This window comes from Streptomyces sp. NPDC088197 (assembly GCF_044741185.1).
In the GTDB taxonomy this organism is placed as follows: domain Bacteria; phylum Actinomycetota; class Actinomycetes; order Streptomycetales; family Streptomycetaceae; genus Actinacidiphila.
In genome coordinates this window covers 14,562-41,086 of sequence record NZ_JBIUSD010000022.1, presented here as the reverse complement: position 1 = coordinate 41,086, position 26,525 = coordinate 14,562, and the positions used below count along the sequence as shown (strand labels likewise).

Annotated in this window: 26 protein-coding genes; 19 read left to right on the top strand and 7 right to left on the bottom strand. The window is 71.7% G+C overall.

Annotation, left to right across the window (positions count from 1 at the left end; all coding sequences use genetic code 11):
- Positions 1-189: 189 nt before the first annotated feature.
- The 4 genes from ACIOC1_RS32965 (at position 190) to ACIOC1_RS32950 (ending at position 4,986) form a co-directional block, all read left to right on the top strand.
- A complete protein-coding gene (locus ACIOC1_RS32965) occupies positions 190-1,431 on the top strand; it encodes an extracellular solute-binding protein (protein WP_391051784.1) in 1,242 nt (413 codons plus the stop codon).
- A 49-nt stretch (positions 1,432-1,480) separates the two neighbouring features.
- Complete coding sequence (locus tag ACIOC1_RS32960) at positions 1,481-2,698, top strand: ABC transporter permease subunit (RefSeq protein WP_391164310.1); 1,218 nt, start codon at positions 1,481-1,483, stop codon at positions 2,696-2,698.
- The gene (locus tag ACIOC1_RS32955; protein WP_355343530.1) at positions 2,695-3,612 is read left to right on the top strand and encodes a carbohydrate ABC transporter permease; all 918 of its coding nucleotides are present in this window, start codon (positions 2,695-2,697) and stop codon (positions 3,610-3,612) included. The genes ACIOC1_RS32960 and ACIOC1_RS32955 overlap by 4 nt, the downstream gene beginning before the upstream one ends.
- A 195-nt stretch (positions 3,613-3,807) precedes the next feature.
- Positions 3,808-4,986 (top strand): isocitrate lyase/phosphoenolpyruvate mutase family protein, encoded by a 1,179-nt coding sequence (locus ACIOC1_RS32950; RefSeq protein WP_401857882.1) that lies wholly within the window; start codon positions 3,808-3,810, stop codon positions 4,984-4,986.
- Here ACIOC1_RS32950 and ACIOC1_RS32945 read toward each other — a convergent pair.
- From ACIOC1_RS32945 to ACIOC1_RS32935, 3 genes are all read right to left on the bottom strand, one after another.
- Positions 4,966-5,766 (bottom strand): SAM-dependent methyltransferase, encoded by an 801-nt coding sequence (locus ACIOC1_RS32945; protein ID WP_391051774.1) that lies wholly within the window; start codon positions 5,764-5,766, stop codon positions 4,966-4,968. The two genes, ACIOC1_RS32950 and ACIOC1_RS32945, sit on opposite strands and share 21 nt — an antisense overlap.
- Positions 5,767-5,789: 23 nt before the next feature.
- Complete coding sequence (locus tag ACIOC1_RS32940; RefSeq protein WP_401857879.1) at positions 5,790-6,200, bottom strand: MazG nucleotide pyrophosphohydrolase domain-containing protein; 411 nt, start codon at positions 6,198-6,200, stop codon at positions 5,790-5,792.
- Between the two features lie 147 nt (positions 6,201-6,347).
- Complete coding sequence (locus ACIOC1_RS32935; protein ID WP_391051769.1) at positions 6,348-6,926, bottom strand: CGNR zinc finger domain-containing protein; 579 nt, start codon at positions 6,924-6,926, stop codon at positions 6,348-6,350.
- Between the two features lie 56 nt (positions 6,927-6,982).
- Between ACIOC1_RS32935 and ACIOC1_RS32930 the strand changes: the two genes are divergently transcribed.
- The 8 genes from ACIOC1_RS32930 to ACIOC1_RS32895 all read left to right on the top strand — a co-directional run bounded on the left by ACIOC1_RS32930 (position 6,983) and on the right by ACIOC1_RS32895 (position 14,674).
- Entirely contained in the window at positions 6,983-8,182 is a 1,200-nt protein-coding gene (locus tag ACIOC1_RS32930; protein WP_401857876.1) for an MFS transporter, read from the top strand.
- A 43-nt stretch (positions 8,183-8,225) separates the two neighbouring features.
- A complete protein-coding gene (locus ACIOC1_RS32925) occupies positions 8,226-9,410 on the top strand; it encodes an NAD(P)/FAD-dependent oxidoreductase (RefSeq protein WP_401857873.1) in 1,185 nt (394 codons plus the stop codon).
- Complete coding sequence (locus tag ACIOC1_RS32920) at positions 9,407-9,667, top strand: (2Fe-2S)-binding protein (protein ID WP_401314159.1); 261 nt, start codon at positions 9,407-9,409, stop codon at positions 9,665-9,667. The genes ACIOC1_RS32925 and ACIOC1_RS32920 overlap by 4 nt, the downstream gene beginning before the upstream one ends.
- The gene (locus tag ACIOC1_RS32915; protein ID WP_401857870.1) at positions 9,654-11,195 is read left to right on the top strand and encodes an FAD-dependent oxidoreductase; all 1,542 of its coding nucleotides are present in this window, start codon (positions 9,654-9,656) and stop codon (positions 11,193-11,195) included. Before ACIOC1_RS32920 ends, ACIOC1_RS32915 begins: the two co-directional genes overlap by 14 nt.
- A gap of 10 nt (positions 11,196-11,205) precedes the next feature.
- Positions 11,206-12,135: a dihydrodipicolinate synthase family protein gene (locus ACIOC1_RS32910; RefSeq protein ID WP_355343503.1), complete on the top strand. Its 930-nt coding sequence runs from the start codon at positions 11,206-11,208 to the stop codon at positions 12,133-12,135.
- Positions 12,136-12,210: 75 nt separating this feature from the next.
- Complete coding sequence (locus tag ACIOC1_RS32905) at positions 12,211-13,659, top strand: aldehyde dehydrogenase (NADP(+)) (protein ID WP_401857867.1); 1,449 nt, start codon at positions 12,211-12,213, stop codon at positions 13,657-13,659.
- Between the two features lie 57 nt (positions 13,660-13,716).
- The gene (locus ACIOC1_RS32900) at positions 13,717-13,932 is read left to right on the top strand and encodes a hypothetical protein (protein WP_401857864.1); all 216 of its coding nucleotides are present in this window, start codon (positions 13,717-13,719) and stop codon (positions 13,930-13,932) included.
- Between the two features lie 64 nt (positions 13,933-13,996).
- Positions 13,997-14,674, top strand: a complete 678-nt coding sequence (locus tag ACIOC1_RS32895; protein ID WP_355343494.1) for a GntR family transcriptional regulator — start codon at positions 13,997-13,999, stop codon at positions 14,672-14,674.
- Between the two features lie 10 nt (positions 14,675-14,684).
- Here ACIOC1_RS32895 and ACIOC1_RS32890 read toward each other — a convergent pair whose 3' ends face one another.
- The 3 genes from ACIOC1_RS32890 to ACIOC1_RS32880 all read right to left on the bottom strand — a co-directional run bounded on the left by ACIOC1_RS32890 (position 14,685) and on the right by ACIOC1_RS32880 (position 16,127).
- Complete coding sequence (locus ACIOC1_RS32890; RefSeq protein WP_401857861.1) at positions 14,685-15,221, bottom strand: TetR/AcrR family transcriptional regulator; 537 nt, start codon at positions 15,219-15,221, stop codon at positions 14,685-14,687.
- Positions 15,218-15,541 carry a multidrug efflux SMR transporter gene (locus tag ACIOC1_RS32885; protein ID WP_188282846.1) on the bottom strand — a complete coding sequence of 108 codons (324 nt, stop codon included), beginning with the start codon at positions 15,539-15,541 and terminating at the stop codon, positions 15,218-15,220. Before ACIOC1_RS32885 ends, ACIOC1_RS32890 begins: the two co-directional genes overlap by 4 nt.
- 181 nt (positions 15,542-15,722) lie before the next feature.
- On the bottom strand, positions 15,723-16,127 hold the full coding sequence (locus ACIOC1_RS32880) for a MerR family transcriptional regulator (RefSeq protein ID WP_355343487.1): 405 nt from the start codon (positions 16,125-16,127) through the stop codon (positions 15,723-15,725).
- Positions 16,128-16,558: 431 nt separating this feature from the next.
- Here ACIOC1_RS32880 and ACIOC1_RS32875 point away from each other — a divergent pair, with 431 nt between their 5' ends.
- Positions 16,559-18,061, top strand: coding sequence for a SulP family inorganic anion transporter (locus tag ACIOC1_RS32875; RefSeq protein ID WP_401857858.1), 1,503 nt, complete (start codon positions 16,559-16,561; stop codon positions 18,059-18,061).
- 48 nt (positions 18,062-18,109) lie between these two features.
- Here the strand turns inward: ACIOC1_RS32875 and ACIOC1_RS32870 are convergent, their stop codons facing one another.
- Positions 18,110-18,916, bottom strand: coding sequence for a tat (twin-arginine translocation) pathway signal sequence (locus ACIOC1_RS32870; protein WP_401857855.1), 807 nt, complete (start codon positions 18,914-18,916; stop codon positions 18,110-18,112).
- A gap of 505 nt (positions 18,917-19,421) precedes the next feature.
- Between ACIOC1_RS32870 and ACIOC1_RS32865 the strand changes: the two genes are divergently transcribed.
- The 6 genes from ACIOC1_RS32865 (at position 19,422) to nagA (ending at position 26,486) form a co-directional block, all read left to right on the top strand.
- Positions 19,422-20,654, top strand: a complete 1,233-nt coding sequence (locus ACIOC1_RS32865) for an ROK family protein (RefSeq protein WP_355343478.1) — start codon at positions 19,422-19,424, stop codon at positions 20,652-20,654.
- 5 nt (positions 20,655-20,659) lie between these two features.
- Positions 20,660-21,946 (top strand): extracellular solute-binding protein, encoded by a 1,287-nt coding sequence (locus ACIOC1_RS32860; RefSeq protein ID WP_401857851.1) that lies wholly within the window; start codon positions 20,660-20,662, stop codon positions 21,944-21,946.
- A 22-nt stretch (positions 21,947-21,968) separates the two neighbouring features.
- A complete protein-coding gene (locus ACIOC1_RS32855; RefSeq protein ID WP_391051734.1) occupies positions 21,969-22,943 on the top strand; it encodes an ABC transporter permease subunit in 975 nt (324 codons plus the stop codon).
- Positions 22,940-23,782 carry a carbohydrate ABC transporter permease gene (locus ACIOC1_RS32850; RefSeq protein WP_355343469.1) on the top strand — a complete coding sequence of 281 codons (843 nt, stop codon included), beginning with the start codon at positions 22,940-22,942 and terminating at the stop codon, positions 23,780-23,782. The genes ACIOC1_RS32855 and ACIOC1_RS32850 overlap by 4 nt, the downstream gene beginning before the upstream one ends.
- A gap of 65 nt (positions 23,783-23,847) precedes the next feature.
- On the top strand, positions 23,848-25,317 hold the full coding sequence (locus ACIOC1_RS32845; RefSeq protein WP_401857848.1) for a glycoside hydrolase family 3 protein: 1,470 nt from the start codon (positions 23,848-23,850) through the stop codon (positions 25,315-25,317).
- The gene (gene nagA, locus ACIOC1_RS32840; RefSeq protein WP_401857845.1) at positions 25,314-26,486 is read left to right on the top strand and encodes an N-acetylglucosamine-6-phosphate deacetylase; all 1,173 of its coding nucleotides are present in this window, start codon (positions 25,314-25,316) and stop codon (positions 26,484-26,486) included. Before ACIOC1_RS32845 ends, nagA begins: the two co-directional genes overlap by 4 nt.
- Positions 26,487-26,525: the final 39 nt, after the last annotated feature.

The window sequence follows — 26,525 nt, the reverse complement described above, 5'->3', positions numbered from 1 at the left end:
GGACCGTGGGGTGACATGGACCGCGCCCCACGGTCCTGACCTGGCAGACCGGACACGTCTGTCACGCCATAAAGCTACAAAGCGATAAAGCGGCACGGCCACGCTGGCCCACCGCATCGGGCGCCCTCATCGCCCGGCTCGCGGAGTTCCGTAGGTTCCGGATGATCCGGACAGTCCTGGAGAGAAACGATGACAGTACGCAGAGCCGCGACCGCCACCGCCGTGTGCGGGGTGTTCTTGGTCGCCGGGTGTTCGTCCAACTTCGGCAGCGACAGCAGCGGCAAGCAGGACTCGGGCGGCAAGCAGAGCCTCACGGTGATGATCGGCTCCTCGGGCGACAACGAGACCAACGCCGTGAAGCAGGCCGCGACCGCGTGGGCGAAGAAGACCGGCAACACCGTCTCGGTGATCGCCGCCCAGAACCTCGACCAGCAGCTCGGCCAGGCCCTGGCGGGCGGCAAGCCGCCGGACGTCTTCTACGTCGGCTCCAGCGTCTTCGCCAACTACGCCAAGGGCAACTCGCTGTACGCCTACGGTGACCAGCTCTCCGACAAGGACGACTTCAACAGCGCGCTACGCGCGTCCTTCACCTACGACAACAAGTTCGTCTGCGCGCCCAAGGACAGCTCCACGCTGGCGCTCGCGGTCAACACGGCCATGTGGAAGGACGCCGGGCTCACCGACGCGGACTACCCCAAGACGTGGGACGACCTGGAGAAGGTCGCCAAGAAGCTCACGACGAAGAAGACCACCGGTCTGGTCGTGAACGCCTCGTACAACCAGCTCGGCCCCTTCATGAAGCAGGCCGGCGGCTGGGTCACCAACGCCGACCAGAGCAAGGTCACCGCGGACAGCCCCGCGAACGTCGAGGCGCTGACGTATGTGAAGAAGCTGCTCAACGAGGGCGTGATGAAGTTCCCCAAGCAGGTCGACACGGGCTGGGGCGGTGAGGCACTGGGCACCCAGAAGGCCGCGATGACCATCGAGGGCAACTGGCTGACCGGCGCGATGACCGCGGACTACCCGAAGGTCGGCTACAAGGTCGTCCCGCTGCCCGAGGGTCCCAAGGGCAAGGGCACGCTGTCCTTCAGCAACTGCTGGGGCGTGGCCAACAAGAGCGCTCACCACGACGCGGCCGTCGATCTGGTGAAGGCGTTCACCACCGTCGACCAGCAGTTGTCCTTCGCCGACGCCATCGGTGTGCTGCCCTCGCGCGACAGCGCGCTGGCGACGTTCAAGGAGAAGCACCCGGCGAGCGTGGCGTTCGCCGACGGCACCGCCTTCGCGCAGGGTCCGGTGACCGTCCCCGGCTTCACCAAGGTCCTGGCCCAGTTCGACACCGACCTGTCCGGGCTGGCCACCGGCGATCCCAAGAAGATCCTGTCCAGCCTCCAGACCAACGGCGACCAGGTACTCAAGAGCGACAACTGACCGTACCGGCCGGGCAGCACCGCGGGGGCAGGAGCAGGAGGAGAAAGAGATGAGCCAGCACGGCAGCGGCGCCGTCGCCGCACCGGCGGGGCCGGGAGCCCCGCCGGGAGGCACGGGCACACGGGGCGCCCGCGGCGGCGGGACGGCGGGCGCCGGTACGCGCCGCGGTCCCCGCTTCGGCGGCGGGCGCCGCGACCGGGCGATCAAGGGGCATCAGGGCCTGTGGGGCTGGCTGTTCGTCAGCCCGATGGTGGTCGTGCTCGGCCTCTTCCTGCTCCTGCCCATCGGCATGGCGCTGTGGGTCAGCCTGCTGCACTGGAACGGGCAGTCGAACCCCTTCAGCGGCGCCGCCGACTTCGTCGGGGTGCGCAACTACTCCGATCTGCTGACCCGGCCGGGTCAGGACCGACAGCTCTTCATGACGTCGATCCGCAACAATCTGTACTACGTCCTGCTGGTCGTCCCCGTCCAGACGGCCCTGGCCCTGGCTCTGGCCGTGGCGGTCAACAGCCGCCGAGTCAAAGGCAAGAGCCTGTTCCGCACGGTCTTCTACTTCCCGTCCGTGACCAGCTCGATCGCCATATCCACGGTGTTCCTGTTCCTCTTCCAGGGCAGCGGCGCGGTCAACGCGCTGCTGAAGTGGGTGGGCATCACCGGACCGAAGTGGTTCACCGACGCGCACGGCCTGGTGTGGACCGTGCTCGGCGGCCTCGGCATCGTCGACCCGGACAAGCCCGTGCCCGCGCTCGCCGCGCACGGCTTCCTCGGACTGTCCTGGTGGGACTGGCTGGCCGGACCCTCCATCGCGATGTGCACCATCATCATCCTCGCGATCTGGACCAGCTCGGGCACGTACATGCTGATCTTCCTCGCCGCGCTCCAGGACGTACCCGCGGAGCTGGAGGAGGCCGCGCTGCTCGACGGCGCAAACCGCTGGCAGTCGTTCCGCAACGTGACGCTGCCCGCGCTGCGCCCGGTGCTCTTCCTGGTCGTCACCCTCGGACTGATCGGCACCTGGCAGGTCTTCGACGCGGTGTACGTCATGAGCCAGGGCGCACCCGCCAACACGACCCTCACCCCCGCCTACCTGTCGTACACCGCGGGATTCCAGGACGCCGACTACGGGCGCGCGGCGGCCATCGCCTTCCTGCTGCTGGCGATCATCCTGGTGATGACGCTGGTGCAGCGCGTCCTGCTGCGCGACCGCGACGCGGTCACACGATTCAGCCGACTGCGGGCGCGGCTGGTGCGAGGGAGGACGTCATGAGCGCCGGGACGATGGAACGACGCTCATCCGGCCGGTCGGCGAAAGGCCGTCCCGGCGGCCGGTCGTCCGGCAGCCGGGTGCTGCGGATCGTGGTGTACGGGCTGCTGATCGGCATGGGACTGCTGTACGCCCTGCCGTTCTTCGTCCAGATCGCGACCTCGCTCAAGACGGACCCGGACGCGGCGGCCCATCCCCTGTCGCTGCTGCCGAACCCGTTCTCGCTGGACTCCTACCGGCGCCTGTTCGGCCTCGGCGGCACCGGCGACGCGGTGCCGTTCACCCGCTGGCTGGCCAATTCGATCGTGGTCACGGTCTTCATCACCGCCGGACGCGTCTTCTTCGACTCGCTCGCCGGATACGCCCTGGCCCGGCTGGACTTCCGGGGCCGCAACCTGCTGTTCAACGGGCTGCTGACGATCATGTCGGTGCCCGGCGTGGTCCTGCTCATCCCGAAGTTCCTGGTGCTCAACCAGCTCGGGATGTTCGACAGCTACGCCGGAATGATCGTGCCGCTGCTGGTCGACGCGGCCGGGGTGTTCATCATGCGGCAGTTCTTCGTGTCGGTGCCCAAGGAAGTGGAGGAAGCGGCGCGGATCGACGGCGCGGGCGTCTTCCGCACCTTCTGGTCGGTCGTCCTGCCGATGGCCAAGCCCGCGCTGATCACGCTGACCATCCTGTCGTTCCAGGGCTCCTGGAACGAGTTCACCCACTTCCTCGTCGCCACCCAGTCCCCGCAGTACGAGACCCTCACCACGGGCCTGGCCCACCTGGTCTCCGGCGGCCTCAGCGCGGGTACGCAGTATCCGCTGAAGCTCACCGCGGCCCTGCTGTCGACGATCCCGGTCGCGCTGCTGTTCTTCGTCTTCCAACGGCACTTCGTCCGCAGCGCGAACTCGGGCGCGGTCAAGGAGTAGCTTCCCGACCCGCACTCCGCACTCCGCACCCCGCCCACGGCCTTCGGGCCCCTCAGTCCCCCCGGCGGGCGCCCACCTGACAGGGCGCCCGCCGGGTGTGGTGTGCCGGCGTCCGCGTCGGGCCGCCGAGGGTGCCGCGGCGCGGCGGGGACGCTTCGGCCGGCGCCGAAACGATCCGGTCGTAGCGTCGGGGCCATGAGGCATCAGACGCATGAGTTCGACCGCTGGGCGGACGTGCGGGCGGCGCTCGCCGATCCGGCGCTCGTACCGGAACCGCCGGCCGGGGACGTCGGGTCCGCCGGGGCGAGCGTGGCGTGGCTGCGGTCCGCCGCCGCCCGCTTCAGCTCCGGGCGGACGCACCGCCGACGGCGCGCTCTGGTCGAGGCGGAACTCGCGCGGCTGGAACCCGTGACGCTACGGGACGCGGCAGCCGCCGAGGGCTCGGAAGGTTCGGAGGACTCGAAAGGTTCGGAAAGCGAGACCCGAGTGCGGGTGGTGCGTGTCCTGGCCGAAGCCCTGGGGATGCCGGAGCCCGGCGCGGTGGCGGAGGAGTCATCGCGACACGCGCTCGCCCTGGCAGAAGGGCTGCTCCGGCGCCCGCTCACCCCCTTCGCCCGCCTGCACCACCAGGCCGCCCCGCTGCTGCTGCCCAACGCCTGGGACTACGCCAGCGCCGCCGCCCTGGCGGCGGGCGGCTTTCCCGCCATCGGCACCACCAGCCTGGGCGTGGCCGCGGCCCTCGGCCTGCCGGACGGCGCCGCCGCCACCGCGGACGCGACCGTGGCCCTGGCCCGCCGACTCGGCCGCGGCTCCTTCCTGTTCACCGTCGACGCCGAAGGCGGCTTCAGCGACGACGTGGTCGAAGTCGTCGCACTGGCCGAGCGGTTGTACGCGGCGGGCGCGGCCGGGATCAATCTCGAGGACGGCCGCGCCGACGGCACGCTCGCCCCCGTCGCCCTGCACGCCGCGAAGATCGCCGCCGTCAAATCCGCCGTACCGGCGCTGTTCGTGAACGCACGCACCGACACCCACTGGCTCGGCCGCGAGCAGGACACGGCCCCGTCCCGCCTCGCGGTCTACGAACAGGCCGGTGCGGACGGGGTGTTCGTCCCCGGACTGTCGGACCCGGACGAGATCACCGCCCTGACGTCGTCCCTCGTCGTACCGCTGAACATCCTGTACGCGCCGAGCGGACCGCCCCTCGCCGAACTGGCCGCGATGGGCGTACGCAGGGTCAGCCTCGGCTCCCTCCTCTACCGAGGAGCCCTGGCCTCGGCGGTCTCCACCGCGACGGCCATTCGGGACGGGCGGCCGACGGATCTCACCGCCCCCTCGTACGCCGAGGTCCAGGGGCTAAGTGACCCGGGCGAGTAGCGCGTAGAGGTTGACCTGCTCGGCCGGTACGAGGGCGTCGCCGGGGCCGGGGCGCCAGTTGGCAGGATTGACGACACCGGGGGAGACGACGTCGAGTCCGCCGACGAGCGCTTCGATCTCGGCGCGCGAGCGGGCGCCGCCGTCCGTGACGTCCTCGCGGTACAGCCGGACGAGGGCGTCCATGACCTCCGGCGCCCAGTCGCGCGTGATGTGCGTGAGGGTGAGATGCGAGCCCGCCGCCAACGGCCCGGTGAAGGCTTCGACCAGCCCGCGCGCCTGGGCGTCGTCCGCGAAGAAGTGCAGCAGCGCGTTCATGCCGAGCGCCACGGGCCGAGTGAGATCGAGGACGCCGGCGATCTCCGGACGCTCGTACAGCGCCGCGCCGTCGGTGACATCGGCTTCCACGTACACGGCCCGGCCCCGCGGTGTGCTGGTCAGCAGCTCGGCCGCGTACGCGCGGACGGCCGGGTCGTTGTCGACGTACACGACACGGCAGGCCGGGTCGACGGCCTGCGCGCTCTCGTGCAGATTCGGGTATTCGGGCGTACGGGTCGGGATGCCCGACCCCAGATCGAGGAACTGCGTGATCCCGCGGGAGCCGACCAGATACCGCACCGACCGGTCGATGAACCGCCGGTTCACGCGCGCGCTGGTGATCAGATGCGGATTGACCTCCAGCATTCGCCGCGCGGCGGCGCGGTCGGCGGCGGTGTGCAGGGTGCCGCCGAGGTAGAAGTCGAGCATGCGTCCCGCGTGCGGCCTCGCGCTGTCGGCGTCCATGGACGGCGATTCTCCCGGAGTCCTCAACTCGCGCCGCCGGGCGCCCAGCCCTGGCGGCGCAGCACCGCTGACACGTCCGGGGCTTCGTAGTGCTCCCCCTTGAGCACCTTGCCGTCGGCCCGGCGCGAGACCAGTCCGTCGGGGCCCAGCTTGGTCATGTTGGACCGGTGGATCTCGGCGATGACCGCGTCGAGGTCGATCCCGTGCACCAGGGCCGTGCCGTACGCGATGTAGACGACGTCGGCCAGTTCGTGCGCCAGACGGTCCAGCGGACCGGTCACCGAGACCTCGGCGACCTCCGTCGCCTCCTCGGCGAGCAACTCCCCGCGATGCGCGGCGAGAGCGGGCGACACCTCCGTCGGCGTATCGCGGACGTCGAGTCCGAAGGCGCGGTGGAACGCGCGGACCAGGTCGGCGGGTGAGGAAGCGCTCATGCGCCGACTCTAGCCAACCGCGTTGCCGCCACGGGCTGTTGGGTATTCGCCACCGCCACCGCCACCGCCACCGCCGGCCGCCCGTCCGGGGCCGGTCCTCGCGCCCCGGAGCGCGCGGACGGTCCGCCGGTCGGCGCCCGCGACGCGCTACGTGACCTCGCCCGACTGTCCGGTGGCGTGCGCGCGCCGATGGGCCGCGACGCGTTCGCGGGTCGCGCATCGGCGGGAGCAGTAGCGGCGTTCGGGACCGCTGCCCTGCGCGAGGAAGACGTTCCGGCAACTGGGGGAGGAGCAGATCCCACCGGGCGGGCGCTGGCGGTCCCAGACGAGAACGGTCAGGGCCATGCACGACGACGCGAGGAGCCATTCGTCCCAGGGGGCTTCGTCGTCGTGGTCGAGGTGCGGATGCCACGGCGTGCCGCCGCCGTGCGAGGACAGGCGCAGCGGTCCCGTGTGGTCCTTGAGCAGGCGGTTGAGGACGGCCGCGGCGGCGTCGGCGTCCTCGGCGGCGAAGGCGGGTCGCAGCAGGGCGGCGGCCGCGCGCATGGCCGCGACGTCGCCGGTGGTCAGGTCGATCGGCTCCGCCTCGCCGTACGCGCGGAGCGTGTCGGCGACCCCGGCCGGGTCGGGGCGCTCGTCGGCGAGGACGTTGAGCAGGGCGGCCGTCCGCCGCGCGGTGGCCAGCACCGAGTGCCGGGTGGACCAGTCGTCGCTGTGGGAGGACATCTGTCGAATGTAACGCATCTTGCCGATATTTGAGTTACCTGCGTAACGTCCTGGAGATGAGTTACCGTTACACGCTCCGCCGCTATCTCACCGGAGCGGTCGCCGCCCGTACCGGCGACGAGATGTCGGGACCGGCCCTGATGCTGGCGGGCTTCGCCCTCGCCGGTTCGACCACCACCGCGTCCTCGCTGCTCGCGGGCATCACGGTCTCCGCCGCGGTCGGCGGGCCGCTGCTCGGCGCATTCCTCGACCGAGCCGTACGACCGGGGCGCCTGCTCGCCTGGGCCCTCGCCTTCTACGCGACCGGGCTCGGCGTGATCCTCGCGGGGCTCGCCCGCCTGCCGTTCCCCGTCACCATCGTGATCGCCGTGGCGACCGGACTGCTGGGACCTGCCCTGTCCGGCGGATGGACGGCCCAACTCCCGCGCGTGGCAACGGGCGACCGCCTGCACCGCGCGAACGCCCTCGACGCGATGACCTTCAGCGCCGCGAGCCTGGCCGGTCCGGCTCTCGCGGGCGGTGTGGCGGTGGCGCTCGGCGCCTCGACAGCCGTGGTCGTCTCCCTCACGCTCATCGCCCTGGCGCTGCCCGCCGCGTGGACGCTGCCCGGCCGCCCGGGTCCGGCACGTGGTGTCCGGGCCACGTCGGTGCTCCACGACCTCGCCGCCGCAACCCGGGTCATCCTCGGCCGACCCGCGCTGGCCCGGGCGACCCTCACCTCGGTGATCTCCTGCGTCGCCCAAGGCATGGTGACCGCCTGCCTCCCGCTCCTGGGCGAGCGGGGCCTGGGCGGCGCCGGCCGCGGCGCTCTCCTGCTCTCCTGCGCGGCGGTCTCCGCCCTGCTGGCCACCACCGCGCTCGCCCGCTTTCCCCGTGCGGCGGCCCCCGACGCGATCATCTGGGCCGGGGCCCTCGTCCAGTCCGCCGCCTGGGCCCTGGCCGTAGGGGGCCACCCGGCCGCGCTCGTCGCGGCCTTCCTCCTGGCGGGAATCGGCGAAGGCCCCCAACTCGCCGCCCTGTTCGCCGTCCGCCACCGCGAGGCCCCCGCGCACCTGCGAGGCCAGATCTTCACCACGGGCGCCAGTCTGAAGATCACCGCTTTCGCCCTGGGGGCGGCCACCGCCGGACCCCTGGCGAGCCGGTCCCTCTCCTGCTCGCTGGCCCTCGCCGCGATCACGGCGCTGCTGGCCGCCCTGGCATTCTCCGTCATCCCCGCGTCGGGCCGCGCGTCCGGTGGCCTGCGCGTATCGCCCTGAGCCACGTCTATCAATGACGCGTGACATGTGACATGCTACTGAAATGCGGAGTGCGGACGTCGTCATCGTGGGGGCCGGGATCATCGGGGCCGCCGTGGCCAGGAAGTTGGCCATGGGCGGATTCCGGGTGACCGTCCTGGACCGCGGCGCGTCCGCCGGAGGGACGTCGTCCAGCGGGGAGGGCAACATCCTGGTCTCTGACAAGGGCCCCGGCGCCGAACTCGACCTCGCGGTGCTGTCCGGCCGCCTGTGGACCGAATTCGCCGCCGAACTGGGGGAGGAGTTGGGGCCCGGCTTCCCCGACCTCGAGTTCGAGGCGAAGGGCGGCCTGGTGGTCGCGACGATGGGGGAGGGGGCGGACGCGCTCCTGGCATTCGCGTCCACCCAGCGGAAGGCGGGCGTGGACGCCCGTGCGGTGACGGCGGCGGAGGCCGCCGAGTTGGAACCCGACCTGACGCCGCGCGTCGAAGCGGCCGTCTTCTATCCCGGCGACGCCCAGGTCCAACCGGCCGTCGCGACGGAGGCGCTGCTCGCCTCTGCTCGTCGGCACGGCGCACGGGTACGACAGGGCGTCACCGTTCTCGGCGGCGTCGTGGACCGCGGACGGCTCGTCGGTGTGGAGACCACGGCCGGGCGCTTCGCCGCCGAGCACACGGTCGTGGCCGCCGGACCCTGGTCCGCCGAGGTCGCGGCCGGACTCGGCGTCCGCCTCCCGGTGCTGCCCCGACGCGGGACCGTCCTGGTCACCGCGCGCATGCCGCACCGCGTCCGGCACAAGGTGTACGACGCGGATTATGTCGGAGCCGTCGAGTCGGGGGACGCGGCCCTCCAGACGTCCAGCGTCGTCGAGTCGACGGCGGCCGGGACCGTACTCATCGGCTCCTCGCGCGAGCGCCGGGGATTCGACGAGCGGATCGAGGCCGCGGTGGTCGGCGAACTCGCCGCCAAAGCCATGCTGCTCTTCCCCTTTCTGGCCGACGTTCCGGTCATGCGCGCGTACGGCGGCTTCCGGCCGTTCGTACCCGACCACCTCCCGGTCATCGGGCCCGACCCCCGGCTGCCCGGACTGTGGCACGCGACCGGACACGAGGGCGCGGGCATCGGGCTCGCGCCCGGCACAGCGGAACTGATCGGCGCGCTGATGACCGGCGCGGAGCCCGAGATCCCGGCCGCCCCGTACGCCGTGACCCGACCGTCGCTGGGACTGAAGGAGGAGACCACCGGATGAAGATCTCCGTGACGCTGGACGGCGAACGGCTGTCCGCCCCGCAGGGACAGACCATCGCGGGACTGCTGATGACGCGGGGCCGGGTCTCCTGGCGCACCACCGCCGGCACCGGTCGGCCCCGCGGCCTGTTCTGCGGCATCGGCGTCTGCTTCGACTGCCTGGTGACGGTGAACGGCCTCGGTGACGTGCGGGCCTGCCAACGGCTGGTGGCCGACGGCGACATCGTCGAGACGGGGGCGAGCGATGTCGAGCGTTGACGTGCTGGTGATCGGAGCGGGACCGGCAGGGCTCGCCGCGGCTCGGGCGGCCCGGCTCAGCGGGGCGCGGGTCGTCCTGCTCGACGCGTCGGCCGTCCTGGGCGGCCAGTTCTGGCGACACGCGGCGACCGGGATTTCCGCGCCGGAAGGCCATGCGCCGACCGGGAATTCCGACGAAGACAGCCACGCGGCGGCCGGGACTTCCGCCCCGGACAGCCACGCGCCGCAGCACAAGTGGTCCCGGTTCACCGCGCTGCGCGCCGCGCTGACGCGGGACGCCGACTGCGAGATCGTCACCGGCGCCCAGGTCTGGGCGGTGGACCGCCGCGACGCGGGGCCGCCGGTCGTCCACACGCTGGTCGGCCCGGCCGACGGCGCTGACCGGCGCCGCCGGGTCTTCGAACCCCGCGCCCTGGTGATCGCCACCGGAGCGCACGAGCGCACGCTGCCGTTCCCGGGCTGGGACCTGCCGGGCGTCTACACGGCGGGCGCCGCGCAGGCGATGGCCAAGGGCGACGGCGTCGCCGTGGGCAGGCGGGTCCTGGTCGCGGGCACCGGTCCGTTCCTGCTTCCCGTGGCCACCGGCCTCCTCCACGTGGGCGCGAGCGTGGTCGGCGTCGTCGAGGCGAGCAGTTGGCGGCGGATCGCCCGCGGCTGGCTGCCCCGCCCGTACGAGATGCGCCCGAAGGACGTGCTGTCCAAGTCCGCCGAACTCGGCGGATACGTCGGCGCGTTGGCCGTACGGCGCGTCCCGTACCGCACCGGCGCGGCCGTCGTGGCCGCGCACGGCGACGACCGGGTGACAGCCGTCACCGTCGCCCGGATCACCGACGACTGGACACCGCGCGAGGGCACCGAGCGGCGTATCGAGGTCGACGCGGTGTGCGTCGGCCACGGGTTCGTCCCGCGCACCGAGATCGCCATCTCGGCGGGCTGCGCGCTCACCGCCGACGGAAGCGTGCGCGTGGACGACGAACAGCGCACCTCCGTACCCGGTGTCTACGCGGCCGGTGAGATCACCGGTATCGGCGGCGCGGACCTGGCCCTCGCCGAGGGCGAGGCGGCGGGACGAGCCGCGGCCGGTCGGGCTGCCGCCGGTCGGCCCGCTGCGGGCCGGGCCGGTGGCACCGCTGAGGTGACCCGCCACCGCGCCTTCGCCGACCGCATGCACCGCGCACACGGCATCCGGCCCGGCTGGCGGTCATGGGTCGACGACAGCACCGTCGTGTGCCGCTGCGAGGACGTGACCGCGGAGCGGTTGCGCGCCGCGGCCACCGCCACCGGGAGCTGCGGGCTGCGTTCCCTCAAGCTCAGCTCCCGCGCGGGTCTTGGCATGTGCCAGGGCCGCACCTGCGGCCGGAACGTCGAGGACCTCCTGCCGACCGCGCCGCTGGACCAGGGACGTATGGCCCAGCGCCCGATCGTCGTACCGGTCCGGCTCGGCGACATCGCCACGGTCCAGCCGGCGGCGGCCCCATCGACCACCACCCCCCTTCCCGCCGACCCCCTCAGAACACCCCACCGATGAAAGGCAGACCATGACCAGTGAGCACTTCGACCTCGGCGGCGTCATCGTCGCGACGGCGCTGCCCTACAAGCCGGACAGCTCCGCCCCCGCAGGGCTCGCCGTCGACTACGAGCGATACGCGGAGCACTGCGACTGGCTGATCAGCAACGGCTGCCGCGGCGTCGGGCCGAACGGCTCGCTCGGCGAGTACTCGTCGCTCACCGACGAGGAGCGCCGCCGCGTGGTGCAGGTGGCCGTCGAGGCCGTCGGCGGGCGCGGACTGGTACTGGCCGGTGTGCACGGCGCGGGCTGGCACCAGGCCGAGCACTGGGCCGAACTGGCCAAGGCAGACGGCGCGGACGCCGTACTCGCCCTGCCGCCCACCCTCTACCGGGCCAGCGACGAGCAGGTGGTCGAGCACTACCGGCACATCGCCGGGGTCGGCCTGCCGACGATGATCTACAACAACCCGGTCGACACCAAGGTCGACCTCCTGCCGCCCCTGATCGCGGAACTCGCCGAGATCGACGGGGTGGTCGCGGTCAAGGAGTTCAGCGGCGACGTCCGGCGGGCCTTCGAGATCAGCGAACTCTGCGACATCGACATCATCGCGGGCGCCGACGACGTCCTCCTGGAGCTGATGCTCGACGGCGCCGTCGGCTGGTTCGCGGGCTTCCCCAACACCTTCCCCGCCGAGTCCGTCGCGATCTACGAGCACATGGTCGCCGGGCGGTACGACCAGGCCCGGGAGCTCTACAAGCAACTGGTCACCGTCTTCCGCTGGGATTCGCGGACGGAATTCGTGCAGGCCATCAAGGTGGGAATGGACATGGTCGGCCGATACGGCGGCCCGTGCCGCCCGCCGCGCGGACCGCTCACCCCTGACCACGAGAAGCAGGTGCGCGCCGCGATGGACCGCGCGATCTCCGGCATCGAAGCGCTGTCCGCGGAAGCGGCCTGACATGCGGGCGCGACGACGACTGCGCCCGGCAGCCGGCCCGTGTCCAGCAGCTCTCGCGCCGTCCGAGGAGGCGGCATGGATCTGACCGAGACCTCCCCGGCCGAGCGCGCGGCGCTGCTCAACGCGATCGCGGACGCGCTGTCGTCCGCGGCCGACGAGCTGATCCCGCTCGCCATGGCGGAGACCGGACTGGCCGAGGCACGCCTGACCGGAGAGCTGAAGCGCACGGTCGTACAACTGCGGATGTTCGCCGACGTGTGCGCCGAGGGGGAGTTCCTCGACGTGCGGCTCGACGCGGCCGACCCGGACTTCGTCCTGGGCCCCCGTCCCGACCTGCGGCGGTTCAATCTGCCGGTGGGTCCGGTGCTGGTGTTCGCCGCGAGCAACTTCCCCTTCGCGTTCTCCGTCGCCGGAGGCGACACGGCTTCCGCGCTGGCGGCCGGCTGTCCGGTGATCCTGAAGGCGCACCCCGGCCACCCGCGGCTGTCGGCGCTGACCGCCGAGAAGGTGCGGGCCGCGGTGGCCACGGCCGGCCTGCCCGCGGAGACCTTCGACGTGGTCCACGACCAGGACGCCGCCGTGCGGCTGCTACGCGACGACGACCGGATCGCCGCGGCGGCGTTCACCGGCTCCTACAAGGTCGGCCGACTGCTCGCCGCGATCGCCGCCGGACGTGAGCGCCCGATCCCCTTCTACGGCGAACTGGGCAGCGTGAACCCGGTCGTCGTGACACCGGGCGCGCTGGCCGAGCGGGCCGACACCCTCGCGACCGGCTTCGTGGCCAGCGTGTCCGGCTCGGCGGGACAGCTCTGCACCAAACCCGGCTTCCTCTTCCTTCCGGACGGCCACGGCCTCGCCGACACGCTCGGCTCGGCGGCGGGCGCGGTGCCCGGCCACCCGCTGCTGCACGAGGGCATGGCCGCCGCCTACACCGCGCGCCGCGCCGCCGTGCTCGCGACCCCGGGCGTGTCCGTACTGGCCGAGGGATCGGTGGAGGTCGAGGCATCCGGCCGGAGCCTGGCCGCACCGACCCTGGTCGAGGTCGGACTCGGCGATCTGCTGAAGCACCGCGCCACACTGCTCGACGAGGCGTTCGGCCCCCTGTCGGTCGTCGTGCGCTACGACCCCGACCGCCTCGACCTCCTGGTGGCGGCGGTCGGGGAGCTGTTCCCCGGCGCGCTCACCGCCACGGTGCACCGCGCCGCGGGGGAGAGCGACGCGTGGCTGCGCGGCCTTGTCGCGGTGCTGAGGGAACGAGTGGGCCGCCTGCTGTTCGACGGCTGGCCGACCGGCGTCGCGGTGACCCCCGCGATGCAGCACGGGGGGCCATTTCCCGCCACCACCGCCCCGGCGACGACGTCCGTCGGCACGGCCGCGATCCAGCGCTTCCTGCGCCCCGTGGTCTTCCAGGACTGCCCGCCGGAGCTGCTGCCTGCGCCGTTGCGCGACGACAACCCCTGGCGGGTTCCCCAGCGGCGCGCGGCAGCGGGTGCGTCGCAGAACTGGGGACACCGCTCCGCCTGACAGCGGCTGGCGGCGGTCACCGGGCGGCACCGGAATCCGGACACGGCGATCGCCGCCATGGCGCCGGGCAAGCAGATCCGGCGCACCGCCCAGGTGGCACTCGACGGGACCCGTCCGTTCCACGACCGGGACACCTACCGCCGGTTCGCCGAGGACGCGGCAGCGGCCGGATTGGACGGACTCACCGTGCGCGGGCCACGCCCCGACGGCCGGGGCGTTCCGGCCGCCGCATTCGACACGGTCGTCCCGACACACGCCGCGTGCGGGACCTGACCGATCGGTAAGATGTGCCATTGCACTGACAGGGAATGGCTGTTGACTGGTGATGGGGACGATCATGGCGATTGAGGACAGCACATCTCTGGGGCTGCTCACCCCCTCGACCAGCCTGCGCGAGCGGGTCGAGGAGGCGATCGCCGCGGCCATCGTCTCCGGTCAGATGCCCGCGGGCGAGGTGTTCTCCGCGCCGACCCTCGCCGCCCGCTTCGGCGTCTCGGCCACCCCGGTCCGCGAGGCCATGCTCAACCTCGCCAAGCGCGGCATGGTCGAGATCCTGCGCAACAAGGGCTTCCGCGTCACCGCCGTGAGCGAGGACGATCTGCGCGCGATCGTCGACGTCCGCCAACTGCTCGAAGCCCCGGCGGTCCGCCGCCTGTCGGGCCGGCTCACCCCCACCGACCTGGCCCATCTGCGCGGCCTCGCCGAGGAGATCGTGCGCGGCGCCCGTGACGGCGACCTCGCCCGCTACCTCCAGGCCGACACGACCTTCCACCTCACCCTGCTCAAGCTCGTCGGCAACACGCGCCTGCACGACATCGTCGCCGACCTCCGCGCCCAGACCCGCCTCACCGGCCTCGCCGACCTGGTCGCCACCGAAGAACTCCAGGCATCCGCCCGCGAGCACCTGGAGATGCTCGACCTCCTCGAAGCGGGCTCCGCCGACGCGTGCGAAGACCTCATGGTCCGCCACATCGGCCACGTCCTCGGCTGGTGGTCCGGCCACACCGAAGCCTGACCCCTTCCCCCTAGCCGAGCAGGGCGGCGAGGGTCGCCGACAGCGAAGCCGCGCTCAGGGGCTCGTCGCGGGTGAGGGCGTGGAGGAGAGCGCCGTCGAGGTACGTGACGGCCGCTCGCGCGGCTCGCGGGGTGGCGTACGCGGTGAGGATGTCGGTGAGGCCGTCGGCCCAGACACGGGCGGCGGGGCGGAGTTCGGGGCGGTAGGCGGCGGCGAGGTAGAGCTGCATCTCGGTCAGGGCGCGGGGACGGTCGGCGAGATACGCGGCGGTCAGCTCGGCCAGCGCGGCCGGAACGTCGGCGCTGTCGTGGAGAGCCGTCTCCCAGGCGCGCAGTTCCTGCGCCGAGAGATCGGCGGCGTAGCGGAGCGCGGCGGCGGTGAGGTCGTCCAGGCTCGCGAAGTAGTACGTGGTCGCGCCGAGCGGCACCCCGGCGCGCGCGGCGACGAGGCGGTGCGTGACGGCGCCCACCCCGGACTCGGCGATGACCTGGCACGCGGCCTCGGTGATCCGCCGCCGACGCCCCTCGGGATCGCGCCGCCCGGTCAATGCGCACCGCTGAGGTTCAGCACCGCTACCCCGGCGACCACCAGGGCCACCCCGAGGACCTTCACCGCCGTGACCGGCTCGCCCAGGAAGAGCGCCCCGATGATGACGATCAGCGTCGTCCCCAGCCCCGACCACACGGCGTACCCCACACTGACCTGCAATCCCTTCTGCACGGCCACCGCCAGGGCGACGAACGCGCCCGCGTACGCGACCAGGCACACCACCGTCGGCCACAGCCGGGTGAACCCCTCGGTGCTCTTGAGCAGGCTGGTGCCCAGCACCTCCGCCACGATGGCCAGACCGAGCAATACGTACGGCACGCCGGACGCCTCCCGAGTAGTACGGATGTACAAGTACAAACGTACTACTCGGTGGTCTCACGTCGTGGCCCGGGCGCCGGCGAGAAGACGCGCGAACGGCGGGACAGAGGTAGGCGAGCGCCCTCCTGGGGGCCGCTCACGGCGAGGACCGCTCCGGGTCCGGACGGGCGGTGACGGGAGGTCAGGGCCGGGGGGCGCGGTCCAGGCGTACGCGGAGGGTCGCGGCGAAGTCCTCGGCGCGCGCCAACTGGACGCGCAGATCGTGGATCTTCTGGACGGCGGCCTGCTCGTAGGCCCTGACGCGCTCCAGCAGCGCGTCGCGCTCGGCGCCCGGAGCGAGGTCCGCCGCGTCGAGCCGGTCCGTGGCGTCGAGGAGGTCGCGCATCTCCTCCAGGGTGAAGCCGAGCGGCTTCATCCGGCGGATGACCATGAGGCGGGCGACGTCGGTCTCGGTGTAGAGCCGGAAACCGCCCTGGGACCGGGCGGAGGGGGTGACCAGTCCGGCCTCCTCGTAGTGCCGGATCGTCCGCAGGGACAGCTCGGTTCGTTCGGCGACCTCGCCGATCTGCATGTGTGTGCTGCCCACGACCGTCTTCTCGGCCCCTTCTCGTCGCGGGACGCCGCCCCGGTGGTGAACCGCCGCGTCCCGTGCGGCCCTGAACCCATCTCTACCCTAACGTTAGGGTAGAGTCGCTGCTGTTGAGGACGACGTGCGTCGTTCCCCAACGGTGCGCGGCTCCGTCGTGTCCGCCCACCGCCGTGTCGGGGCCGACGACGCCCCCGCTCATTTCGCGAGCAGGAGAGACGAAGCGTGCGCATGCCACAGCCGTACGCCGCCTGCTGCCCGCCGTGACATCACCAGCGTACTGAGTCGCCTCCGCCAACTGCCGTGCGGCTCGGCCGCGCTCCCGGACGTCCGCCCGCGCCGACGGGCGATCCGCGCACCGCCGTCCCGGCCCTGCGCCCCACGACCGCGCTGCCCCGACCGGCCGCGCCCGAGCACGACAGGTCACCCCGGTGTTGCCGACCTCCTTCCCGTTCCCGTCCGCGCGCCTGCGCGCTCTGCCCCCGCCCCCGTGGCTGTCCCCGAAGGTCTTCCGCGTCGAGGTCCTGGCCGGTCTGGTCGTCGGACTCGCGCTGATCCCGGAGGCGATCTCGTTCTCCGTCATCGCGGGCGTCGATCCCAAGGTCGGCCTGTTCGCCGCCTGCACGATGGCGATGGTCATCGCGTTCGTCGGCGGCCGGCCCGCGATGATCTCCGCCTCCACCGGCGCGGTCGCGCTCGTCGTCGCTCCCGTGGCCCGCCAGCACGGCCTTGGCTACCTCATCGCCACGGTGATCCTCGCCGGGATCATCCAGATCGCGCTGGGCGCGCTCGGCGTGGCCACGCTCATGCGGTTCGTACCGCGCGCGGTGATGGTCGGCTTCGTCAACGCGCTCGGCATCCTGCTGTTCGCCGCGCAGATCCCCAACCTCCACGACGTGCCCTGGCAGGTCTATCCGCTGGTCGCGGCCGGTCTGGCGATGATGGTGTTCTTCCCCCGGCTGACCAGGGCGGTGCCCGCGCCGCTGGTCTCGATCGTGATCCTCACCGTGGTCACCGTCGCCGCCGGTATCGCGGTGCCCACCGTCGGGGACAAGGGCAAACTGCCCTCCTCGCTGCCGGTGCCAGGACTGCCGGACGTGCCCTTCACCGTCCACACCCTGACCGTCATCGCCCCCTACGCGCTGGCGATGGCGCTGGTGGGGCTGATGGAGTCGCTGATGACCGCCAAGCTCGTGGACGAGATGACCGACACCCACTCCAACAAGACCCGTGAGTCCATCGGGCAAGGCGTCGCCAACATCGTCACCGGCTTCTTCGGCGGCATGGGCGGCTGCGCGATGATCGGCCAGACGATGATCAACGTCAAGAACGGCGCGCGGACCCGCCTGTCCACCTTCCTGGCCGGGTTCTTCCTGCTCATCTTGTGCATCGTGCTCGGCCCGGTCGTCTCCCACATCCCCATGGCCGCCCTCGTGGCCGTCATGGTCCTGGTCTCGGTCGGCACGTTCGACTGGCACTCGATCAAGCCCGCCACCCTCAAACGGATGCCGGTCGGGGAGACCGTGGTGATGGCCGTGACCGTCGCGGTCGTCGTCGCGACCAGCAATCTGTCCATCGGCGTCGTCGTCGGCACGATCACCGCCATGGTGATCTTCGCCCGCGGCGTCGCCCGCTTCACCGAGGTCACCGCCGTCACCGACCCGGACGGCGACAGCGTCGTCTACGCCGTGACCGGCGAGCTCTTCTTCGCCTCCGCCAACGACCTGGTGACCCGCTTCGACTACGCCGCCGACCCCCGTACCGTCGTCATCGACCTGACCGACGCGCACATCTGGGACGCCTCCTCCGTCGCGGCCCTGGACACGGTCACCGCCAAGTACGCCGCCCGCGGCAAGAGCGTGGAGATCGTCGGCCTCAACCGGGCCAGCGCCCAGATGCACGGCAATCTCACCGGTGAACTCACCAGCACGTGACACGCGTGTCCGGGGCGGCCCACCTCAGCGGCGGTCGCCCCGGACGGGTCACCACCCGCCGGCGAAGAAGTCGGCCAGCGCCTGCGGCGAGTGCGCGGCGCTGCTGGCGTTCGCGAAGGCGATGACGAGCACGTTGAGCGTCATCGCCGCGCCGGCGGCGACGCCGAACGTCATCGTGCGCTTCGACCGGGCGTCGGCCGCCGCCCTGGACCGCCTCCACAGCAGGACGCATCCGACCGCCGCCGCGAGCGCGACGAGCGCGGCCATGGCGGCCAGGACGGCGTGGTAGACGGCGAAGTCGTTGACCATGACGGTGAGCGCGGGGGAGTGCTGACCGGCGGGATAGTCGGCGAGCTGCCTGCGTACGTCGGTCAGGGTTCCGTCGAGTGCGCGGTCCGTGCCGCCCCCGGTCAGCATGGGAAGCAGCGAGGCGAACGGCGCCGTCGCGCCCTGCACGTTGGCCACCAGCGCCACCAGGGCGAAGAGCCCGAGGAGCGTGACGACGGCCCCGGGCGCCACGACGGACAGGCGTCCCACACGCCCGCCGGTCCGCTGCCTGGCCTGGCGCCACAGGACGACGCCCAGCGCCACGACGGTGGCGAGGAGCAGCGCCGAGACACCGGCTTTCACCACGTGAAAGCGGAACCAGAAGCTCACCGTCGCGTCCAGTTGGCCCGGAAAGCCCTCCCTGCCCGAGCCCCAGTAGGCGACCATCCCGCGGCGGAACATGTCGCTGACGTTCCCCGTGTTGACCGAACTGCGGGCGAGCGCGTTCGGCGCGATGAAGAAGGCGACCAGAAGCGCCCCGGTCAAGGCGGTCAGCGCCCCGGCCTGCCGTCGGGGCGTGGCGGTCAAGCGGGGCAGAAGTCCCAAGCTGTTCATGTAGATCTTCCCGAGTAGGAGCGAGCGCCGTTCCGCGCGAGGTCCGGGAGCCGCGTCTCCTCCGCGATCCCCGCAACCGGAAGCTATCGAGACCGCGCCCCGCCGGTCTGTGGGGCCAGCCTCCAACTCGGGGTGGGGTTAACCCCCTTCCGCGGGCGGCGCGGACGTCTCCCCGGTGCGCGTGCGTACATGGCGACGCCGACCTGCGGTGCGCCAGGCCCGCGTTGGCTCCACGCGTCAGACACCCCGCGCTCCCCGACGCGCTTCCGCCCGGCCGTCAACTCCCCCCGAACAACTGCGCGCTCCGGCCCCGGTCCCATCACGCACCCCGCACGCCTCCGCGGCACCGCCGCATCTCGGAGCCGTCACCATCCGTGACCACTCGTGCTTTACCGGAATGTGATCCGCATGTCTGGATCTGTTCGCCGATTGGTCGCTACAGTAAGCGCATCGAATTAATCTCAGCCTGAGAGGAATTGTGGCAACTACCTCGCTACCCCGAGCGTCCAACCGCAGCGCGGTCCTGGCGGCGCTGCTCTCGGGTGCCCAGATGGACCGTCAGCAGTTGATCGCGACCACCGGCCTGAGCCGGGCGACCGTGTTCCGGATCGTCGACGACCTGATGGAGGACCGGCTCGTCCACGAGGGCGAAAGACTGGTGCGCGAAGGCCCCGGCAGACAGTCCACCGCAGTCGGGTTCAACGCCGACTCGGCTCTGGTCTGCGGAATCGACCTCGGCGGCACCAACTGCCGGGTCGTGGTCGCCGACGCGCTGGGCCGCGCGGTGATCAGGAGCCGGGACGCGACTCCGCGCGGCGCGACCGACGAGGAGCTGGCCCGGTGGGTGGCCGACCGGGTCACCGGCCTGGTCACCCGGTACCGGGAGGACGCGCCTTTGCGGGCGGTCACGATCGGCCTGCCCGGTGTGGTCAGCGGCGACGGCACGACCGTCCTCGCGTCGCACAATCTCGGCCAGATCAAGGGCACCGCTTTCATCGACGCGGTCTCCGACTTCGTCGGAGTTCCGCTTACTGTCGGTAACGACTCCAACGTCGCCATGCTCGGTGAGCTCCAGTACGGATCGCTCCCCGACCGGGAGACCGCGGTCCTGCTGGCGATGGGCACCGGCCTCGGCTCCGCGGTCTCGATCGACGGGCGCGTCCTGCTCGGCGAGCAGGGGCTGCTGGGCGAGTTCGGACGGCTCCCGCTGCCCGGCCGCGCCGAGCGGCTGCGCGATCTGCTGTCCGGCGCGGACCTGGTCGCGTACGCCGCCACCCGCGGCGTACAGGTCCGCGGCGCCCAGGAACTGTTCGCGGACCCGGTGACGTACGCCGATCTCCTCGCCGAGGTGCACGCCTCGCTCGCCCACCTCGTGTCGATCGTCGCGCTCGCCTACGAGCCGAAGACCGTGGTGCTGACCGGCGGATTCTCCGAGTCGTTCGGCGCCGACGCGCTCACGGCCATCAGCGACCAGGTCGCGGAGACCGTCGGGGTGCGCAGCGCGGTCAGGCACTCCGACCTGGGGGACTCCGCGGGGCTCCTCGGCGCCATGGCGTCCTCCCTCGACCGGCACTACACGTCGCTCGGCATCAGCGCCGAGCACATCGCGGGCATCGACGTCGACCGGCACCTGGTGCTCGAACGGCTCGGCGCATGCCCCACAACCAGCACCACGCAGGGCGACCAGCCCACCCCAGCAGCAGAAAGGTGAGAAGGATGAACCGTGCACGGTGGCGGTACGCGGTCACGTCGGTCCCGGTCATGGCGCTCGCGCTGACGGCCTGTGGCGGCAGCGGCGGCGCGGACGCCGCTTCCGACGGCAAGCTGACGGTCTGGATGATGACCGGCGGCCCCGGTGACAACGCGCTCATCAAGGACGTCAACGCCGCGTTCGCCAAGCAGCACCCCGACATGAAGGTCGATGTCCAGATCCAGCAGTGGGACGGCATCGCCACGAAGATCACCACGGCGCTGGCCAGCGGGAATCCGCCGGACATCGTGGAGATGGGCAATACGCAGACCCCGCTTCAGACGTACTCCGGGGGCCTCGCCGACCTCACCGCCGAGAAGGCCGGCTTCGAGAACTCGGCGAAGTGGCTGGCGGGGCTGTCCGGCCCGTCGCAGTACGACGGCAAGCTCTACGCCACACCGCTCTACGGCGGCACGAAGGTCGTCATGTACAACAAGAAGCTCTTCGCCGACGCGGGCATCCAGCAGCCGCCGACGACGGTCGCCGAGCTCCAGGAGAACTGCGGGAAGCTGGCGGCGGCCAACAAGAAGACGGCGAATTTCTCCGGCTTCTACCTGCCGGGCCAGTACTGGTTCAACGGCATGCCGTTCCTGTTCGGCAAGGGCGGCACCATCGCCACGCAGAAGGACGGCACCTGGAAGGCCGAGATGTCCTCACCGGCCAACCAGGCGGGCCTCGCCGCGTGGCGCACCTTCCAGAACACCTGCTCCACCAAGTCCTCGGTCGGCGTCAACACCGACAGCCCCGACCAGGACCAGCTCTTCGCCGACGGCAAGGCCGCGATGGTCTACGTCAAGGCGTGGGAGCCCGCGGCGGTCCTGGAGAAGAACCCCGCGCTCAAGGACGACATCGGCTTCTTCGCGATGCCGGGCTACACCGCGGAAAAGACCATGCCGGTGATCGTGTCCGGCTCGACCATCGGCATCGCGGCCAACAGCCCCGACAAGAAGGCCGCGCAGGACTGGCTGCGGATCATCACCGGCAAGCAGTTCCAGCAGAAGATGGCGCTCACCCTCAATCTGCTGCCGATCTCGCCGGACTTCACCCCGACCGGTGTTCCCGAGCAGTTGACCGTCGCGTCGAAGGCGGCGGAGATCAGCCAGCCGCTGCCGGGCAGTCCGGGCGAGGCGACGCTGGAGACCGAGCGGTACAACGAGCAGTTCTTCTCGAAGATCGCGGGCGGCGCCGATATCGCCAAGGCGTCCGCCGACTACGACAAGCACGCCACCGACGCATTCAACTCGCTCCACTAGGACCTCGGGGAACCCGATGGCAATGACCGAAAAGCGGAGCGCCCGGCGCGCTCCGACCGGTGTCCGCCCCCGGCCGCAGGCCCGGGGCGGCGCCGCCCGGCGGCGTCTGCTGCCGTGGGCGATGATCGCCCCCGCGGCTGTCGCGCTGCTGTTGATCCAGGGGTATCCCCTGCTCCGCCTGCTGGTGCTGTCCACGCAGGATTTCGGCCCCCGGTCGCTGTTCACCGGGCACGCCGATTTCGTGGGCGTCGACAATTTCACCCACCTGTTCTCCGACGCGGACTTCCGCTCGGTCCTGCTGCGCACGGTGGTCTTCACCGTGGTGTGCGTGGCACTGCTGATGGTGCTCGGATTCCTGATCGCGCATCTGCTGACCGGCGTCTCGGCGTGGGCCCGCGTGGTCACGACCGTGTCGCTGGTCCTGGTGTGGGCGATGCCGATGGTCGCGGCGACGCTGGTGTGGCAGTGGATGTACCAGCCGCAGTACGGGGTCGCGAACTGGCTGCTGACCAAGGTGCGGGTCTTCGGAGACCTCACCGCGTACGACTGGTTCTCCCACCCCCACCAGGCGCTCGGGCTCGTCATCCTGCTCACGGTCTGGAAGGGCCTGCCGTTCGTCGCGCTGACGCTCTTCGCGGCGCGCGGCCAGATATCCGAGTCGCTGTACGAGGCGGCGCGCCTGGACGGTGCGGGGACGCTACAGACATTCCGGCACATCACGATTCCGGTGCTGCGGCCGGTGCTGGCGATCCTGACCCTGCTGGAGGTCATCTGGTCGGTGAATTCGTTCACCCCGATCTGGGTGCTGACGCAGGGCGGGCCCGACGGGCAGACCACGACGCTCGGGGTGTACGCGTACATCACCGCCTTCAGCCGCAACGACTACGGCAGCGGCGCGACGATCGCGGTGGTGACCGTACTGATCCTCGCCGTGTTCTCCGTCGCCTACGTCCGCAGGACGGCGAAGCAGGGAGACGACCAGGGAGAGACGGCATGAGTATGCGCATGACCCCCGCGCGGCGCCGCCGCAGCGTCAACAACACGATCGCCGTGGTGATCTCCGCGGTGATGCTCTTCCCCGTCTACTGGATGGTGGCCACCGCGCTGAAGCCGCGCGGGAAGATCCTCAGCGCGGTGCCGCAGTTCATTCCCTGGCCGATCAGCCTGGGCAACTTCCAACGCGCCCTGGCCAAACCGCACTTCTGGGTGTTCGTGCGCAATTCGCTGACGGTGACCCTGTCGTCGGTGGTGCTGTCGCTGGTCATCGCGCTGTTCGCGGCGATCGCCATCGCCCGTTTCCGTTTCGCGGGGCGGAAGGTGCTGCTGGCGATCCTCGTTCTGGTGCAGATGATTCCGGCGGCGGCCATGGTCATCCCGGTGTATCTGATGCTGCGCTCGATCAACGCGCTGGATTACGTACCCGGCCTGGTGCTGACGTACATGACGTTCGTGCTGCCGTTCACGATCTGGACGCTGCGCGGCTTCGTGGACGGGGTCCCGGTGGAACTGGAGGAGGCGGCGCTGGTCGACGGGTGCGGCCGGTTCCAGATGTACGTACGGGTGCTGCTGCCGCTGCTGATGCCGGGCATCGTCGCCACATCCATCTTCGCGTTCGTCAACGCGTGGGACGACTATCTGTTCGCCTACGTGATCATGAAATCGCAGGGCAATTACACGCTCCCGGTGTGGCTGGTGTCGTTCAAGACGTCGGAGAGCGTCGACTACGGCGCGATGATCGCCGCCTCCACCATTTTCTCGCTGCCGGTCCTGGTCTTCTTCCTGCTGGTGCAGCGCCGTCTTGTCGGCGGGATGACCAGCGGCGCGGTCAAGGGATGACCCGCGTGCCGTGTACCGGACCGGCTTTCGCTGTAGGGCTTACCGATCGAAGGAGTGAGGATTCCATGACCGAGCTGTCACGCCTTGCCCATGGCGTGCTGTTCCCCGCGCTGGGGCGCAAGACCGTGCCCCGGTGGGCCCGCGCCCGTGTCGAGGAGGGACTCGGCGGCTTCGTCCTGTTCGGCAAGGACATCGCCTCCGCCGAGCAGATCCGGCAGTTGACGTCCGACCTGCACGGTCTGCGTGAGCATGTGCTGCTGTCCGTCGACGAGGAGGGCGGTGACGTCAACCGGCTGGAGTCGTACGGGGGTACGTCGGTGCCCGGCAATCACGCGCTGGGGCGGCTGGACGATCCGGAGTCGACGCGAGAGGCGGCGTACCAGATCGGGCTGTCGCTGGTGGCGGCCGGCATCGACTGGGACCTGGGGCCCGCCGTCGACACCGCGGTCAATCCCCTGAGCCCGAACGGCATCCGCTGTTTCGGCGCGGACCGGACCCTGGTGGCCCGGCACGCCGCCGCGTGGGTGGAGGGTCTCCAGGCGGCGGGGGTGAGCGCGTGCGCCAAGCACTTCCCCGGCCACGGGCTGAGCTCCACCGACGCCCACCTGGGCACGCCCACCGTCGACCTCTCCCGCCAGGAGCTGGTCGACCACTATCTGGACCCGTTCCGAGCGGCGATCGCGGCGGGCGTCGACAGCATCATGGTCTCCCACGTGCTGCTGACGCAGCTCGACACGGTGCCCGCCACGATCAGCCCGGCGGTTCTGACGGGTCTGCTGCGCGGTGAGCTCGGGTACGACGGGGTCGTGATCACCGACGCGCTGGAGATGCGCGGCATCAGCGATGTGGCGGGGCTGCCGGAGGCGTCGGTCCGGGCGATCGCGGCGGGCGCGGACGCGCTGTGCCTGGGCGCGTGGGCGTTCGGCGACGACGTGGACGCGGCAGCCGCGGCCCTGGTCGCGGCGGTCGAGGACGGCAGGCTCCCGGAGGAGCGGCTGCGCGAGGCCAACGCCCGTATCGGCAAGCTCGGCACGCGCCCCAGGGCGACCGGCGCCGTGCACGACGACGCGGTGGGCGCGCGGCTGGCGCGCGAGGTGGTCGAGGTCCACGGCGACCCGGCGCTGCGCGGCCGGAAGGTGATGGTGGTCCGGCTGGACCCGACGCATTCGCCCGCTCAGGGCGGTGCGTCGTGGGGGATCGCGGAGCCGTTGCGGGCGGCGGGTCTTGAGGTGGAGTCGGTGGCGGTGGCCGGTGACACGTACAACGCGGAGGGAGTGATCAGGGCCGAGATCGGCCTGTACCTGGACGAGTTCGGGCCGGACGCCGACGTCGTGCTGCTGGTCCGCAGCCCGCACCGCTTCCCCTGGCAGCGGCCGGTCCTGGACGAGGTCCTGGCCCGGTGGCCGGAGTGCGTCGTGGTCGACATGGGCGTGCCGGGCGACGACTTCGGCGGATTCCGCGGCTGGGTGCGGACGTTCGGCGCCTCCGGGGTGTGTGCGCGGGCAGCGGTGGACGTGCTGCTGGCGGCCGGGTGACCGGCGGCGGGCAGGTGCTGACCGGCGGGCGCTTCGTGCGGGCCGACGGCGCTGTGACACCGGGGTGGCTGCTGGTCCGCGGCGGTCTGATCCATGCCATGGGCGAGGGCGGTCCGCCCCCGGTGCCGGAGCCGGTGGTGGATCTGCGGGGGCGGCTGGTCGTGCCGGGGTTCGTCGATCCGCACTGTCACGGCGGGGCGGGCCGTTCGGTCTATACCGGCAACGCCGACGACGTACGGATCGCCGCGGCCGGGCACCTCGCCCGCGGCACCACGTCGATGCTCGCGTCGGTGGCCAGCCTCGCCCTGCCCGCGATGGAGGCGGCGGCGCGCGCGGTCGCCTCGGTCATCGACGACGGATCCGCGCCCAACGTGGTGGGCATCCATTTCGAGGGCCCGTTCCTGTCGCCGGGCCGCCGCGGCGCGCAGAGCCCGGACGCGCTGCGGGCGCCGGACCGTGCGGTGGTCGAGCGGCTGCTGACCGCGGCCGGGGGCCATGCGGTGTCGATGACGGTGGCTCCGGAACTGCCCGGTGCGCTGGAGCTGATCAGGGAGTACGCCGATCGTCTCGTGATCAGCCTCGGCCACACCGAAGCGTCCGCGGCGGTCTTCGCGCGGGCGGTCGGTGCGGGCGCCCGCTCGGTGACCCACCTGTTCAACGCGATGCCCCCGCTGGACCACCGGGAACCGGGCCCCGTCGCGGCGGCGCTCCTGGACCCCCGGCTGTCCTGCGAGCTGATCGTCGACGGCCACCACCTGGCCGACGACACGGTGCGCCTGGCCCACCGCACGGCAGGCGCCGACCGCCTGCTCCTGGTCAGCGACGCGATGCCGGCGGCGGGCATGGGCGACGGCACGTACCGTTTCGCGGACCGTGAGGTGACGGTGTCGGGAGGCGCGGCCCGGCTGTGCGGCACGGACACTCTCGCGGGTTCGACGCTCTTCGTGTCCCGTGCGTTCTGCCGCTCGGTCACTACGGTGGGTGTGCCGCTCGCGGACGCCGTCCGCATGTCGTCCACCACCCCGGCCCGGCTGCTGGGCCTGTCCGACCGCGGCGTCCTGCGGCCGGGCCTGCGGGCGGACTTGGTGGAGCTGGACGCGTCCCTGTCCCCGTCCCGTGTCTGGCTGGGGGGCCGCCCGGTCCTGCCCGGCGGCGGCGCGGGGCGGTAGGGGAATCCGGTGGGCGGGCGCCCGGCGCCGGTCCGGGCG